The organism is Vagococcus allomyrinae, assembly GCF_017829975.1.
Classification (GTDB): Bacteria; Bacillota; Bacilli; order Lactobacillales; family Vagococcaceae; genus Vagococcus_D; species Vagococcus_D allomyrinae.
The window spans coordinates 124,768-138,699 of sequence record NZ_JAEEGA010000014.1 but is presented as its reverse complement, the minus strand read 5'-3'; the positions used below and the strand labels follow the sequence as shown (position 1 = coordinate 138,699).

Genomic DNA, 13,932 nt, shown 5'->3' with positions numbered 1-13,932 from the left:
AGTTTTCCTTTCGTGATATGTCATGTATATACGACATTATAGAGTCAAAAAAAAAGAAATGTCAACTATATATGACACTTCTTCCTAAAAATCGGTCTCAAGGACTAGCGCTCATTGCCATAAATCACAACTTCTAAGCCAATAATTTGCGATAAGTAACGATAGAAATAGCGAATCACCTCATCTTCCTCGATGCTCTTAATAAAACTGACCGTCAGTTGATTGCCAAAGCTAATAATGCCACAATTAAGTGGGCTTTTGACGGTTGGGTAAGGCAACACTTCAAATTGTTCAATATGGCTCGCCATCTCACTTGGGAGTTCAATCTTCCCCAAATTGGACAAAGTCATGGTCTTACGGTTTTCGCCTAAATGATCAAACCCTAGTTTAATCACCCGATCTTTCAACCACAAGGGCGTGAATCGTGACCACCAACGAGTTTCCAATTGAGTATTGCCATCAATCAACTGCTGCAACTGGCAGCCCTTAAGCTGTTCCTTTAATTGTCGTTGAACTTCTCGGATAATCTCAGCTAAAGGCATTTCTGACGTGACCAACAGGCTGACATTGATCACCGTAAAAAAATTGCGCAAGGTTTGCGAGGGAAATGCCGTTCTTAAATTAACCGGCACTGCCATGACAATCGGTTTCTTTCCAGACTGACCACTGTGATAAAGACTGTAGATTAAAACAGCCAACAAATACGTCGTCAGCGATACCTGATGATTCTTGGCAATCTGCCTAAGTTGATCGACTTTCAGTACACCGTGATAGACACTGGTTTCCGCAAACTGATAAGGGGTGCCTTTGAGATGATAGGCCTTTTCGGCTTTGACATCTTTGGCTGGATGATTGCTGCGATAGTGATGGTAACTATCTTGGCTTTCTTCCCCACTGGCAGCCTCCTCCAGCCCTTTAACCTCACCTCGAAAGGGTAGCGAATGACCTTGAGCAACTAAATAATAGTACAACAAGCTTTTAAAGAATTCCATTGCCCCTAAACCATCGGTTAAACTGTGGTGCATTTCCAAGGCAATGCGCTTTTGATAATACGTCACACGCATTAAATAGCCGTGAGGTTGTTGACTCAACTTGCTACACGGCGTGGCTTTTTCTTCTTCGATCAGCAGCGGCTCGCTAATCGGTTCAAAATACCGCCAAAAGAGACCCTTGCGCAAGCGCAATTGAAACATTGGAAAACGCTGAATTACGCGACTGAGGGTGGCTTGCAAGACAAGAGGATCAACCTTTTGCCTTAACAAGGCCGCAATTCGAAAGACCGAAGTATTTTGTTGACTAGAGACGGCAGGAAATAATTTTCCCGCATTATCTAACTTAAGCCACATGTTGCTTTCGCCTCCTAGCGTTTGTCCACGAGACGACTGGCTTTGCCTTCTGTTCGTGGCAAGCTTTTTGGCCAAACCAATTGCACCCCAACCTCAATGCCTAATTGGCTTTTCAATTGGCGTCTTAAGCTTTTTTCTAATTGTTGGGCTTCTTCGATCGATTGATTGTCTCCTTGCTCGACGAAAGCTTCTAAGACATCAAAAAATCCTTGACGACTTAAGTGTAATTCGTAATAAGGCAAGACTTTTTGAGAACGCAGTAAGACTTCTTCAATTTGACTGGGGAAAACATTGACACCGCGAATAATCAACATATCGTCTGTCCGTCCCCGAGGCTTTTGCATTCTTACTAACGTTCGGCCACAGGTACACGTCCCCTGAGACAATGTTGTGATATCGCCTGTCCGATAGCGAATCATTGGCAAGGCTTCTTTGGTGACACAAGTCAAAACTAACTCCCCTTCAGCCCCTTCTTCTAAGACCTCGCCTGTTAATGGGTCGATGACTTCGGGAATAAAATGATCTTCATTGAGATGTAACCACTCTTTATCACCTTGACAACCGAAAGCCACACCAGGGCCGATGATTTCCGACAAACCGTAAATATCAAAGGCCTCAATGCCTAGCTGTTGCTCCAATCGTTGGGCAATCGCCGCCGACCATGGCTCTGCGCCAAAAATGCCCCGTTTCAAATTTAAGTCTTTGAAGGTCATCCCCATCTCATTCATAGCTTCGGCTAAGTATAAGCCATAGGAGGGAGTACAACATAAGACGCTAGCCTGCAAATCCTTGAGGATCGTCAATTGACGTGGGGTATTGCCGACAGAAATTGGCACGGTGGTTGCGCCAATCGTTTCAGCTCCTAGCTGTAAACCCACTCCGCCAGTAAAGAGGCCAAAGCCATATGAGATATGGAAACAATCAGACTCATCTGCCCCACTTGCGGTTAAACTGCGGGCCACGACTTCTCCCCAGAGCGCTAAATCTTGCTTCGTATAACCGACAATCGTTGGTTTGCCGGTGGTTCCTGAAGAGGCGTGAAATCGTACCACTTCTTTTGGGGATACTGCGAACAAGCCGTGAGGATAGTGTTGCCGTAACTCTTCTTTTGTGGTAAAAGGCAATTTGGCAAGATCTTTTAAAGAATGGATCTCTTGCGCCTTAAGGCCTTGCAACTTTTCAGCATAGACCGGTAGCTCAGATACCCGTTGAATCATGGCCACTAAGCGTGCTAATTTTAGTTGATCACGCCGGCTTTGACCAGCTGTTTCGATCTTATTCCAACTCATGTTTAGTCCTCTTTTTCTTTATTTATAATGAAATCTGCGAGCTACCTCACTTTTTAATTTAGTCCCAGTAAATAACACTAAGACAAGTAAAATCAAGGCGGCCGTTAAAATGCTTAAACCACTTGGCCAAAAAATAGTCAGCTTCCCGGCAATAAATAACCACAACAAACTTAAATTAGCCGTGATTAAACACAAAAGATAACCAAACTCTTGACGGAAAACCGTGCCCTTAATCAGCGACCACAAGACCAAAATCAAGACAGTGCTGACACTGATGATTGGCAATAAGTAATTTAAAGTCCAACCTTGATAGCCTAAAAAGTAGTCAAGGCTTAAAATAAAAACACTTAGAAAAATAAAATTTTTCCAAAGTGTTTGTCCCACATGGCGATACGTCCCATGCAAAAAGATCACTTCAATGACTTTCTTTAAATAAAGGCAACCTGAAAAGACAATGGCCGACCACCAGAAAGCATGAATCTGCCATGTCAGCATGTTTAACCACAGACTACTTCCGACGATTAGCCACTGACTGAGGTTTAACGCTTGCTGCCAGTAATGCCGCGTCTTTTTTATCGGCTGGGGCAAGGGATACATAGGGGAAGACGCTCCAGTTAAGAACAGAGTCTCATGGCATAAGGGGCATCTCCCTTGACTGGTTTTCACCTTTACTCGGCAGTATTCACAAACACCCATGAGCCTACTTAAAATTTCTAGGCACAGTGATCACTTGATGCCATTTTTTATCATCGGAACGAAATTTATCAAAATTAAACCCAGATAAGCTAAAGCCAATAACCGCCACAACTGAGCCAACTAAAATTAAGCCTAAACTGCCTCTAATAATCACTTTTTTTAACTCTTGTTCTTTCATCCTTACACCACTTTCTCTTTAAATAGATTAATTAATTTATGAGTAAATCCGCGAGTTAAGGTTGTCACCCGACTGGCGATTGAAATTGTCAGGACAAGTAACAATAAACCTAGCCCTAAAAATACTAACCCAACACCGACTTGGGCCACAATATAAAACAAGTCACTGTTAAATGGGGCACCGATAAAACTTACCACACCAATTGCCAAACCAGCAAAACTAAAAGAGCCAACCACTATTGGTAAGCACCACATTAAAAGATAAGCTGAAAAGACAAACAAGATAACCGTCAGCAAAATAACTCCCCAAAGTGGGGCTCCGAGTACTAACAAGAGGTAATTTAAGGATTTATTGCCAGTCGTTGGCAATGCCACGAAGTCATCTTCGCCTTCCGCTAAAATTGTTTGCGCAATACTTTCGATTGAACCAACTAAGCTCACCGCCTCTGTTTCTGAGTGACCGTCCTCTTGATAATCTTCAATCATTTCATCGTAATACATCAGATAGGTTTCAACATCTGTGACACCCATCAATTTTAATTTATTATCCAAACGACTGATAAACGTTGCTTTATTCATTTTCCACAGCTCCTTTAATAAAATGATACACATCCATCACCTGATTCCAGTCCTTTAAGAAATCATCCATATAAGCTTCGCCAGCTGGGGTGATTTGATAATATTTTCTTAAGCGGCCATTGTATGCCACCGAATGAGACCCAACATAATTTCCCCCTTCTAGCCGTTTCAAAATTGGGTAAAGGGTTGATTCTGACATTTCAATCACTTGACTCACGTCTTTCACAATTTGATAGCCATAGGACTCACCTTTTTTTAAGACAGCTAAGACACAAAACTCTAATAACCCTCGCTTCAGTTGAATATTCATTTTAAACCTCCTGACACGTAATACTATACAGTGCATAGTATTACGTGTCAACGGGCTTACGCTAAAAAATCGAAAATCAGCCTTAAGGACTAGACGCCGTTTTATCACTCTTTAAGCAAGGGGCAACCTTAGATAAAGGCCAAACTTGCCCCTTTCTCATCACGTTCCAGCCCTTAAACCCATTATTTCCTTTTGGCTTCAGACTTCATCAAGATACTACTGGCAATCGCCATGCCACCTAAAACCAATGTACCTTTCGTCTCCGTTATCACTCCCAAAGCCAGCAAGCTAGCGCCGGCGACTAAATTAATCAGACTATACCTTGTTAGCTTTGATTTGGACGTTTCAGGCAATTTTACCTCAACCCCCATTTTCTTATTGAGTTTGTTAATTTTATTATTTAGTTCATCAATCATCTCTGTTCACCTCCTTTACAGATATACATACCACAGGTATGTATATCTGTAAAAAAAATGCACGAAGGCATTTAGTTCATTTTTTTCATGATGACCTCATGCATCATGAGACAAGTGTCAATATATTCTTGATCAATCAAAGGAAAGTTAACCCCTTCGTACATCATCTGGAAAAAATACAATTTATGAAGAACTTCTGCTTGACTTAATTCATAAATCAAAGGCGCTAACCAAATATTCGTTGACAAAACAATCAACTCCGCCACTTCCTGAGGGTAATCCGTCTCAATCGAGCCATCCTTCACCCCTTCATCGATAAAGCTTTTCATCAGAGGAATTGCTGTTTCATAGGCTGTCTTATACTGATCGCCGACGATTTGTGGATTAGTTAAAAGAGTCCGCGCCGAATAGGCTAACATTTGATGATCCGTTGCCCGCATGGTCATTAAAGACAGCTCTTTAATCTTTTGAAACCCAGTCAAGCCTGTCAAACGATCTAATTGCAACGTCACTTCATTGCCATATTTTCGCTCTAAGACTTTATCAAATATATCCTTTTTAGATTTAAAGTGATGGTAAATCACCCCTTTGGTCAATCCTCCAAGGCGATCAATAATATCTTGAATCGTCGTCTGATCATAACCATTGCCTAAAAAAAGCGTTTCTGCCACATCCAGAATCTTTTTTTCAGTTTCTTCCGGATACTTATTCCGAGCCATTATTCCCTACCTCCACTATAGATACCTTTAGTATGTATCATACTGACTAACTCATTAAAAGTCAAACCAAAGAAGTTGTAAACAACAACACATGTTTACAACTCCTGTCTTAATCATCATTTTTAGGTTGCAAAAACAACTCAATTTGAAAGCGCAGATATTGTTGACGCTGACGGACATTTAAAATATCAATCCCACTATAATCTTTAAATGCATCCGCTCGTAACAATAATAATTCAGTAAAAGACATAATCTGCAAGGCAATCATCCGACAATAGGCCGTCGGAATTCGATTTTCATAAAATTCTTCAATGATTTCTAAATAAGCTGATTCTACTTTAAACTCTTTGGTCAGCAGTCCATAGGGGATGGTCAGCTTTAGAAAACGCTGATACTTAATGGCCGTCTCACAAAAGAAACTTAAGACTTGAAAGAGCTGTTCCTTCGGTTCGGCATCGTCTTTGATAACACTGATAAATTTATCGGTTTCTTCTTGCATAATTTGGCCAATGGCCAAATTAATTAACTCGTCTTTGCTCTTAAAAAAGTAATTAATCATCGCTAAATTTGCGCCTGCTTCCTTAGCGATTTGTCGAGCCGTAATTTTCTCTGGTCGGCTGGCCTCTGATAGCAACCCAACCGTAGCTACCAACAAGCGCTCTTGTGTATCTCGCTCTCCCATCTGACTTTCCTCCCTCAAAACGTGTTTAATAGTTGTTTAATTATAGTGTACCATTCTTGAAAGCAATTTCAACTAGGCTGGGATATCTTTTGCTAATTTTGCCAATTTTTGTCTATCATTTAAGCGATAGCCCAGCCCTTCTTTTGTTATCACCCCTTCACTCCGCAACTGTTGAAAGGTATGCAATAAATGCCGATAACTGACACTTAAGTATTCTGCAACTTCCGTGTGTTTTTCGCGGTAATAGCCAGCACTTTCTGTATACAAAATAAAGGCGGCCAAACGATTTATCAACGGATAATTTAAGCCTTCACTGAAACGGTTCGTGCGACTTAATAATTTCTCTGCTAGGTAAACAGACAACTGTTGCAAAAATAGGACATCCCTCAAGAGCTCCCCTTGGTGTTCTTCCATGGGAATGGCTAAACAAAGGCACGTCGTCTGAGCAACCACATCTTTTGTCTGCTCTTCCACTCCCAATAATGTCAACTCACCGATCAACTCTCCAGGGTGCATAAAATGAATAATTGACTGTTTGCCATCTTCGTGAATCATATAAATTTTAGCCTTGCCCTCTAATAAAATGAAAAGCTTATCGGTCCCCTGATCATAGCGAACAATTTTCTCTCCTCGTTGATACAATTCAAGCTGGGCAATCTCGCTGAGAGGCCTGCTCATCATTTGTTGAACCGAGGCCCCGATTCCATTGGAAATAAGCGCCTCATCTAATGCCATTTTTTTCATCATTTCCTCCAAAGTATGAGATATCTCCTATTATTATCGCCAATTACATGCTAAATTACAACTGAAAGGCAAGGTGCATCATGAAAAAAATAGCTTTATTGATTCTCTCTTTACTTTTTTACACTTTAACTGGTTTGGGCATTAGTTTAAGCATAATAGCAAACATTGGAGTCAGTAGCTTTAACGCCCTTAATTTAAGCCTAGCTGCAATAACAACCATAAAAATAGGGACGATGACAACGATGGTTAACAGTCTGTTCCTAGCGGTCTACATTCTTTTAACCAAGGGAAAACGACTCTCAAGCTATTTGATTCAAGCTGTATCAGTTTTAGCTCTCGGCTACGTGATCAATTTTTTTGTTTACAACATCTTTGGGCAAGTCGTCCTGACGGCTTACACAAGCCGCCTAAGTCTGTTTGTATTAGGCACACTGATTGGGGGCTTCGGCACAGGAATGGTGCTCAACTTAGGCGTATTAGCCTTTCCCATTGAAAGTGTCTGTCAATTTTTAGCAGAAAAATGGCAAAAACCCTTCGCCAGTTTACGCTATGGTGTGGACATCCTCTCAGTCGCCCTCTCATTGAGCTTTTCGCTATTTAGCAGCCAGCTTTTTGTCCGAGAAGGCACGCTTATCAGCTTGCTATTGCTTTCCTTTACCATTAGTTTAACGAAAAAAATGTACGAACTTTTCTGGCAAAAACGAAACGATGTCTTGCCCTCTTCATAAAGTTCTGACATTTAGATTATTGCCTCTTGCTTATCTGAGTATACGGTCGACACTAACTCAACCACCCCAATGGCAAGTATCAGAGATGACTATAGCGTCACAAAATGTCACTTTTCAATTGATCAATCGTGGCACAGCTCCGGAAAACATTAAGACTTACCTTAAACTGAAAGGCCATCGCTAAAAAATTGCTGGGGGAACTGAGCTCAACCACTCTTCAATGGGAATCCTCTCACCGTCCTTCATCATCAGTCCCAGTTTTAATTGATGGTCACGTCAGCAAAGGCGATTGCACAAGTATTTAGACACTAAAAACAGTTCATGTCAATAATCAATCCAGAAATGACGAGCAGCGGTTTTTACAGCTGCTTTTTTTGCTTAACAGCTACTTTTCCAATCAAAAATAGTGTGCTATCATAGGCATAGATATTGTCAAATCGCACCGTCGACCATCCCTTCACCCCTGTCTGATTCTCAAATGTCGTTATCACCTCAGTCACTTTTGTTACTTTTCTTTGTCAACTTCTCACGTCTCTCATCACTTATTCGGAAGGAGTCTCTACAATGAAACTACAACAACTACTTGCCAACTGCTTGGTAAAAAATGATATCTCATTGCTGAAGACCGTGACCATCACTTCGATCACCCAATACATTGAAGAGGTCACAACTGGCAGTCTGTTTATTTGTATTGCCAACAGTTATTACGATGGCCATGAGTTTATTCAAAAAGCCCTTAGACAAGGCGCAACGGCGATTGTCGTCGATCGTCTTCCTCAACGCCCTGGTCCTTTTATTTTGGTAACTAATACCGAACGAGCACTCGCTCAAATAGCCAGTGAATACTATGGCCATCCCAGTCGCGAGATGCGGTTTATCGGCGTTACAGGGACTAATGGCAAGACGACGATCACCATCCTTATCGATCACATTTTAACCTATGCTGGTTATCACAATGGATTGATCGGCACTCTCTACAATCGAATTGACCAGCAGTTTTTACCGGCCCCCAACACAACCCCCCATACCGTTGAATTGCAACACTTATTGTGGCAAATGGCAGCAGCCGGGGTGACCGATTGTGTCATGGAAGTTTCCTCCCATGGGTTAAAACAAGACCGGGTCCTAGGAATTGACTTTCAGGTAGCAGTTTTTTCAAATTTCAGTCAAGATCATCTCGATTTTCACACTGACATGGAAGATTATTATCGTTCTAAAACCCGCTTATTTTCTCGCTTGGGTAATCGCTTTGGTTCCACCCCTAAAATGGCCGTTATTAATATTGATGATCCCGTCAGTTCCGACTTAATCGCAATGACGCCGACTGATATCTTAACTTATGGATGTCAAGGAAAGGGCGATTTACAAGCTCTTGAGATTTCAACTAGCGCAACCGGAACAAGCTATACCATTTCACTTTTTGATAAACACTATCTGGTAAATACGCCATTAATTGGTGATTTTAATGTCTACAATGCCCTAGCAGCGTTTGGCGCTGCTTACGCTATTGGCATCGCTCCAGAACAGATCATCCAAGCTCTCACAACCATTAATGGCGTTCCCGGTCGGTTCGAAATTGCCGCAACTAAAAACGGTATTACGGGGATTGTCGATTTTGCCCACACACCTGATGGTTTATTGACTGTCCTTCAAACTGCACGCAATTTAACTCAACATAATCTTTTTTGCGTCATGGGGTGCTCAGGTAATCGTGATATTAGTAAACGACCAATCATGGCCCAGATCGCTGTCGATCACGCAGATCATGTCTTTTTTACAACCAACAATCCGCGTAAAGAAGAGCCACAACAAATTATCCGTCACATGATAGACGGCCTAAAGGCAACCAATTACAGCCTGCAAGAGAACCGTGAGAAGGCAATAGAAGATGCCTTCTCACTAACACAACCGGGAGACATCGTCTTAGTAGCCGGGATGGGTCCTAAAAGTTTTTACCATCAAACGTTAAATCTGATGGTGACCGATCGTGAGGTTATTCAAGCAATTACACAAACAAAAACACTTTCCAATTAACGGAAAGTGTTTTTGTCTCAGCTAATTACGTCGTGATTCCCCAGAAGGGTTCACTACAAACGACTTTAACTCCCAATACTTACTTAAAAACATCCTGCTACTTGGTCATCAAGGTTTGAATCAACTCTTGATTTAAAAGAGTGGCGGACTGACCAGCTTCGGCACTCTCTACTAAAGAAACAACCAGCGTTTGATTGGTTTCCCCATCAAAAGCTAATAGAAAGCTATTCTCCAAGCCCTTAGTATCTTGCTTTTCTTTTATTTCAGCTGTTCCCGTTTTAGCTGCCAGTTGATAACTGTCACTCATTAAAGCATGGGCAGTTCCATTAGCATCGGAAACTACTTTTAACATCGCCTCTTTAACTTTAGTAGCAGAATCCGCTGTGACAACATTGGGAACTTGTTCTTTTTCTTTGTCTTTTAGTAATTTCGGAAAGGTCATCGTTCCCTGATTAGCAAAAACACTGTACATTGTCGCCTGTTGTAAAGGACTTATCAGCAACTCGCCTTGTCCATAAGCAGTATCCGCTAATAAAATATCACTGCCAAACTTCTGTTCATTGGATATCTGTCCCGTCGCCACTTCTATCGGTAGGTCAAATTGATGATCAAACTGAAATTTAGTTAAACCAGCTCTAAAGACTTGCTCTCCCATTTCCAATCCTTCTTGTGCAAAATAAATATTATCCGAATAGATTAAGGCATCTACCATGTTAACCTGAGGGACGTTAGACACCCGTGTTACCCAATAACCACCCCAAGAATCATCTTTCTGCCACTTTTCTCCTTGAATTTCTTTTGTCTTATCTGGCGTTGTGATGCCTGCATCCATTCCAATTGCCGCTGTAATGGTCTTAAAGGTTGATCCTGGTGCATAACCTGTCGCATAACGTGCTAAAAAGGGCTGATTAGCATTAGTCGCATAGCTATCATAGTCTTTTTTAGAAATTCCGTTGGCCATCTTATTGGGATTAAAAGAGGGGCTGCTCACTAAAGCCATCACATCACCTTCCAGCGGATTCATGACGACTGTTGCCCCTTTAACCCCAGCAATTTCTTCGTAAGCTTTCGCCTGAACAGCTCCATCAAGAGTTGTCACAATATCTTCCCCTGCTTTGGTGTCCTGCTTGATCAAAATAGCTTTTTCAGTCCGATTTTCATCAGCAATTTTCAGCACACCCCCTTCGACTCCTCGCAATTCTTTGTCAAAGGCGGCTTCCAAACCCGTTTTCCCAATAAGCGAATTTGCTTTCAACGTTGGATTTTTTTCAATATCTTCAGCCGTCACCTGCCCCGTATAACCGACCAACTGAGCCGCCGCTTCTTTTAAGGGATAATAACGAATCGTTGTTTGCCCGAAGGTCACGCCTCCGATCCCTTCAAGATCAGGGGTCTCATCAATCAGCGTTTTTATCGGAACAAAATGGTCATCTTGCACCCAACTAGCACTTAGCTGTTCCGTAATAAAGGCTTCCGTAACATCCAAGGCCGTGCTTATTTTCTTGATAGTCGCTGCTTTTTCTTCAGCAGTTCCAAGTTGCCCAGGAATAAGGCCTACTTGATTAGCCGTCTGATTCGTCGCTAATTCGGCACCATTGCGATCTTGAATCTTTCCGCGAGCTGGAGGTTCCATCTCTAATAACACAATATCTTTTCCGCTCATCCCTTCAAAAATCAAACTAGGCGACCAATCAATTTTATAATCTTTAGCTTCTTTGATAATGTCCGTCTGATAGTTTTGATCCAATTCACCTAAAGGTGTTTGCATGGTCAATTTATACGTCAGTGAAAAGGTTCCTTTAGCTTCCCCTTTGACAACTTTCACTTCTTTGGCTTCAATGTTCGTAATGCTCAACCCATTAAAGATAGCATCGTATTTATCCGTGATTTCCTGCTTTTGATAGCCGCTATTTTTAATAGAGGCTGTGGATAATTGTTGGGTCATTTTTTGATAATCTTGCTTCTCTAAAGACGCAAGATACGCTTCCTTGACCGCTTTATACGGTTCTCTGTTTAATGCAAAATAAATACCACTACCGGCAATAGCTAAAACCACCACTGCTCCAATCCCTAATCCTAGCCAGTTAGTAGTCTTTTGCTTCCGATCTCTAGTCAAAGCCATCTTACCTTCACCCCAAATAGTTTATTTTTCTCTACTGATATCATATAATAACTAAAGGCAAAGGGAAACCTAATTATCATTAATTTAATAACTCCTGCCTTTTACGACTGAAAGGATGAACCTTTATGTATCAGGAATTAAAAGAAAAAATTATCGCTGCTAGCCAAAGTATCGGTATAGATAAAATCGGGTTTACTGACGCAGCCCCTTTCAATCATTTAAAAGAAAGTCTGGAAGCACAAAAAGCAGCTGGCCATACAACTGGATTTGAACATCCAGATATCGATGACCGCCTTTATCCTGAACGAATCTTTGACCAACCACAATCAATTATTTCAATTGCACTGGCCTATCCAACTAAAATAAAAACCAAAGCTCCTTCAGTAAAAGGCGACCGTCGCGGCAGCTTCGCCCGAGCATCATGGGGAATTGATTATCACGATGTTCTGAAAGAGCGACTTCAAAAATTAATCGATTATATTCAAGAAATCGCTGGTGATGAGCCTGAGCTTCACTTTAAACCAATGGTTGACACTGGTGAACTGATTGATGTTGTAGTGGCTCAACGAGCAGGATTGGGGTTTATCGGAAAAAACGGGCTACTGATAACCAAAGAGTTTGGCTCTTATGTCTATTTGGGTGAGATAATCACAAATATTCCTTTTGAACCGGATACTCCCATCGCCAACCAATGTGGCAGTTGCACCAAATGTATCGATCTTTGTCCGACTGAAGCCCTTTTAGGTGACGGTCGAATGAATGGTCAAAAATGCCTGTCTTACCAAACACAAACCAAAGGCTTCATGCCCTTAGAATACCGCTCTAAGATTCGAACGGTCATTTACGGGTGCGATATCTGTCAACAAGTTTGTCCCTTCAATAAAGGAAAAGATTTTCACTTTCATGAAGAAATGGAACCTGATCCGGAAATTGTCACCCCACTGTTGACACCGATGCTAACGATCTCTAACCGAGAATTCAAAGAGACCTTTGGCTCATTAGCAGGTTCTTGGCGAGGGAAAAAACCGCTACAACGAAACGCCATCATCGCTTTAGCTAACGCTAAAGTAAAAACCGCCATCCCCAATTTACTAGCTGTTATCGAAACGGATCCACGACCTGTCATTCGCGGAACAGCTGTTTGGGCCTTAGGCGAATTGGCTTCCCCTGACAATCTGGCAATTGTCGACTTCTTAAGCGAGCTTCAAGAAAAAGAGTCCGATCAAGAGATTCTAAAAGAAATCGACTATGCCCTTAATCAGCTCAAATAAGTCACTAACTTAATAATCAAATAGACACTCAAATGCTCCTTTAATACATATCTCTTGCCTTATTTGACAATCAGTTATACACTTAGCTTATCACTTACTAATTAATGGTAAGTAAAATAAAGTCAGTGAAAGGACGTTTTTTATGTCAAACAAAAAAATTGGTGTCTTAGTCGGAAGTTTAAGAACAGAGTCATTTTCAAAAAAGATTGCAAAAGTATTAGCAGGTCTATTTCCAGCAGGCTATGATGTCGAACTTATCGATATTAGTAAGCTAGAAATATACAATCAAGATTTTGATGATGAAAACCGAGCACCCGCTTCTTATGCTGAATTTCGTCAAACACTTAGCGAGCAAGATGCCTTCCTGTTTATTACCCCTGAGTATAATCGCTCAGTTCCTGCAGTACTAAAAAATGCTCTAGATGTTGGCTCTCGTCCTTACGGTCACAATTTATGGGCGAAAAAAGCTGGAGCTGTTGTCAGTGTATCACCGGGTAACCTTAGCGCTTTTGGTGCCAATCATCACCTTCGTCAAAGTCTGGTCTTTTTAGATGTCCAAACATTGCAACAACCTGAAGCTTATATTGCCAATGTTCACACCTTATTGGCCGAAGACGGCTCCGTCACCAATCAAGGAACCATCGACTTCTTTCAATCAATTGTCGATGCTTTCGTAGCCTTAATAGAGCAATTAGCAAAATAAACCCTACCAAAGAAGCCAATAGCCTTTAACCAGTAAAGGACTATTGGCTTCTTTTTGACTTTATAGGAAAGTAAAAAAACTTTCTCTCTATCGTACTCCCCTACGCTTCGTCCAGC

General features: G+C 41.5%; 15 protein-coding genes. 4 read left to right on the top strand and 11 right to left on the bottom strand.

Annotated elements, in window-relative coordinates; all coding sequences use genetic code 11:
• Positions 1-104: 104 nt before the first annotated feature.
• The 10 genes from I6N95_RS19340 to yeiL form a co-directional block, all read right to left on the bottom strand.
• Entirely contained in the window at positions 105-1,346 is a 1,242-nt protein-coding gene (locus I6N95_RS19340; RefSeq protein ID WP_209530985.1) for a condensation domain-containing protein, read from the bottom strand.
• Between the two features lie 14 nt (positions 1,347-1,360).
• A complete protein-coding gene (locus I6N95_RS19335; protein ID WP_209530984.1) occupies positions 1,361-2,635 on the bottom strand; it encodes a phenylacetate--CoA ligase family protein in 1,275 nt (424 codons plus the stop codon).
• Between the two features lie 18 nt (positions 2,636-2,653).
• Positions 2,654-3,232: a DUF6320 domain-containing protein gene (locus I6N95_RS19330; protein ID WP_209530983.1), complete on the bottom strand. Its 579-nt coding sequence runs from the start codon at positions 3,230-3,232 to the stop codon at positions 2,654-2,656.
• A gap of 103 nt (positions 3,233-3,335) precedes the next feature.
• Positions 3,336-3,509, bottom strand: a complete 174-nt coding sequence (locus tag I6N95_RS19325) for a hypothetical protein (RefSeq protein ID WP_209530982.1) — start codon at positions 3,507-3,509, stop codon at positions 3,336-3,338.
• A gap of 2 nt (positions 3,510-3,511) precedes the next feature.
• The gene (locus I6N95_RS19320) at positions 3,512-4,087 is read right to left on the bottom strand and encodes a DUF1700 domain-containing protein (protein ID WP_209530981.1); all 576 of its coding nucleotides are present in this window, start codon (positions 4,085-4,087) and stop codon (positions 3,512-3,514) included.
• The gene (locus I6N95_RS19315; protein WP_209530980.1) at positions 4,080-4,397 is read right to left on the bottom strand and encodes a PadR family transcriptional regulator; all 318 of its coding nucleotides are present in this window, start codon (positions 4,395-4,397) and stop codon (positions 4,080-4,082) included. Before I6N95_RS19315 ends, I6N95_RS19320 begins: the two co-directional genes overlap by 8 nt.
• Before the next feature lie 182 nt (positions 4,398-4,579).
• On the bottom strand, positions 4,580-4,813 hold the full coding sequence (locus I6N95_RS19310) for a hypothetical protein (protein ID WP_209530979.1): 234 nt from the start codon (positions 4,811-4,813) through the stop codon (positions 4,580-4,582).
• 71 nt (positions 4,814-4,884) lie between these two features.
• The gene (locus I6N95_RS19305; RefSeq protein WP_209530978.1) at positions 4,885-5,532 is read right to left on the bottom strand and encodes a TetR/AcrR family transcriptional regulator; all 648 of its coding nucleotides are present in this window, start codon (positions 5,530-5,532) and stop codon (positions 4,885-4,887) included.
• Between the two features lie 109 nt (positions 5,533-5,641).
• Positions 5,642-6,214, bottom strand: a complete 573-nt coding sequence (locus I6N95_RS19300) for a TetR/AcrR family transcriptional regulator (protein WP_209530977.1) — start codon at positions 6,212-6,214, stop codon at positions 5,642-5,644.
• A gap of 72 nt (positions 6,215-6,286) precedes the next feature.
• Positions 6,287-6,958 (bottom strand): transcriptional regulator YeiL, encoded by a 672-nt coding sequence (gene yeiL / locus I6N95_RS19295; RefSeq protein WP_209530976.1) that lies wholly within the window; start codon positions 6,956-6,958, stop codon positions 6,287-6,289.
• An 80-nt stretch (positions 6,959-7,038) separates the two neighbouring features.
• On the opposite strand from yeiL, the gene I6N95_RS19290 reads away from it, so the two are divergent.
• Together I6N95_RS19290 and I6N95_RS19285 are read left to right on the top strand one after the other, a co-directional pair.
• Positions 7,039-7,686: a DUF6198 family protein gene (locus tag I6N95_RS19290; RefSeq protein ID WP_209530975.1), complete on the top strand. Its 648-nt coding sequence runs from the start codon at positions 7,039-7,041 to the stop codon at positions 7,684-7,686.
• A 564-nt stretch (positions 7,687-8,250) separates the two neighbouring features.
• The gene (locus I6N95_RS19285; protein WP_209530974.1) at positions 8,251-9,720 is read left to right on the top strand and encodes a UDP-N-acetylmuramoyl-L-alanyl-D-glutamate--2,6-diaminopimelate ligase; all 1,470 of its coding nucleotides are present in this window, start codon (positions 8,251-8,253) and stop codon (positions 9,718-9,720) included.
• A 97-nt stretch (positions 9,721-9,817) separates the two neighbouring features.
• Here the strand turns inward: I6N95_RS19285 and pbp4 are convergent, their stop codons facing one another.
• A complete protein-coding gene (gene pbp4 / locus I6N95_RS19280) occupies positions 9,818-11,842 on the bottom strand; it encodes a penicillin-binding protein PBP4(5) (protein ID WP_209530973.1) in 2,025 nt (674 codons plus the stop codon).
• 125 nt (positions 11,843-11,967) lie between these two features.
• Here pbp4 and queG point away from each other — a divergent pair, with 125 nt between their 5' ends.
• Both queG and I6N95_RS19270 read left to right on the top strand, forming a co-directional pair.
• Positions 11,968-13,113 carry a tRNA epoxyqueuosine(34) reductase QueG gene (gene queG, locus I6N95_RS19275; protein WP_209530972.1) on the top strand — a complete coding sequence of 382 codons (1,146 nt, stop codon included), beginning with the start codon at positions 11,968-11,970 and terminating at the stop codon, positions 13,111-13,113.
• A 142-nt stretch (positions 13,114-13,255) separates the two neighbouring features.
• Complete coding sequence (locus I6N95_RS19270) at positions 13,256-13,816, top strand: NADPH-dependent FMN reductase (protein WP_209530971.1); 561 nt, start codon at positions 13,256-13,258, stop codon at positions 13,814-13,816.
• Positions 13,817-13,932: the final 116 nt, after the last annotated feature.

Excerpts from the sequence above, each read along its gene's own strand:
- I6N95_RS19340 (WP_209530985.1), bottom strand. The coding sequence starts at position 1,346 with ATGTGGCTTAAGTTAGATAATGCGGGAAAATTATTTCCTGCCGTCTCT.
- I6N95_RS19335 (WP_209530984.1), bottom strand. The coding sequence starts at position 2,635 with ATGAGTTGGAATAAGATCGAAACAGCTGGTCAAAGCCGGCGTGATCAA.
- I6N95_RS19330 (WP_209530983.1), bottom strand. The coding sequence starts at position 3,232 with ATGTATCCCTTGCCCCAGCCGATAAAAAAGACGCGGCATTACTGGCAG.
- I6N95_RS19325 (WP_209530982.1), bottom strand. The coding sequence starts at position 3,509 with ATGAAAGAACAAGAGTTAAAAAAAGTGATTATTAGAGGCAGTTTAGGC.
- I6N95_RS19320 (WP_209530981.1), bottom strand. The coding sequence starts at position 4,087 with ATGAATAAAGCAACGTTTATCAGTCGTTTGGATAATAAATTAAAATTG.
- I6N95_RS19315 (WP_209530980.1), bottom strand. The coding sequence starts at position 4,397 with ATGAATATTCAACTGAAGCGAGGGTTATTAGAGTTTTGTGTCTTAGCT.
- I6N95_RS19310 (WP_209530979.1), bottom strand. The coding sequence starts at position 4,813 with ATGATTGATGAACTAAATAATAAAATTAACAAACTCAATAAGAAAATG.
- I6N95_RS19305 (WP_209530978.1), bottom strand. The coding sequence starts at position 5,532 with ATGGCTCGGAATAAGTATCCGGAAGAAACTGAAAAAAAGATTCTGGAT.
- I6N95_RS19300 (WP_209530977.1), bottom strand. The coding sequence starts at position 6,214 with ATGGGAGAGCGAGATACACAAGAGCGCTTGTTGGTAGCTACGGTTGGG.
- yeiL (WP_209530976.1), bottom strand. The coding sequence starts at position 6,958 with ATGAAAAAAATGGCATTAGATGAGGCGCTTATTTCCAATGGAATCGGG.
- I6N95_RS19290 (WP_209530975.1), top strand. The coding sequence starts at position 7,039 with ATGAAAAAAATAGCTTTATTGATTCTCTCTTTACTTTTTTACACTTTA.
- I6N95_RS19285 (WP_209530974.1), top strand. The coding sequence starts at position 8,251 with ATGAAACTACAACAACTACTTGCCAACTGCTTGGTAAAAAATGATATC.
- pbp4 (WP_209530973.1), bottom strand. The coding sequence starts at position 11,842 with ATGGCTTTGACTAGAGATCGGAAGCAAAAGACTACTAACTGGCTAGGA.
- queG (WP_209530972.1), top strand. The coding sequence starts at position 11,968 with ATGTATCAGGAATTAAAAGAAAAAATTATCGCTGCTAGCCAAAGTATC.
- I6N95_RS19270 (WP_209530971.1), top strand. The coding sequence starts at position 13,256 with ATGTCAAACAAAAAAATTGGTGTCTTAGTCGGAAGTTTAAGAACAGAG.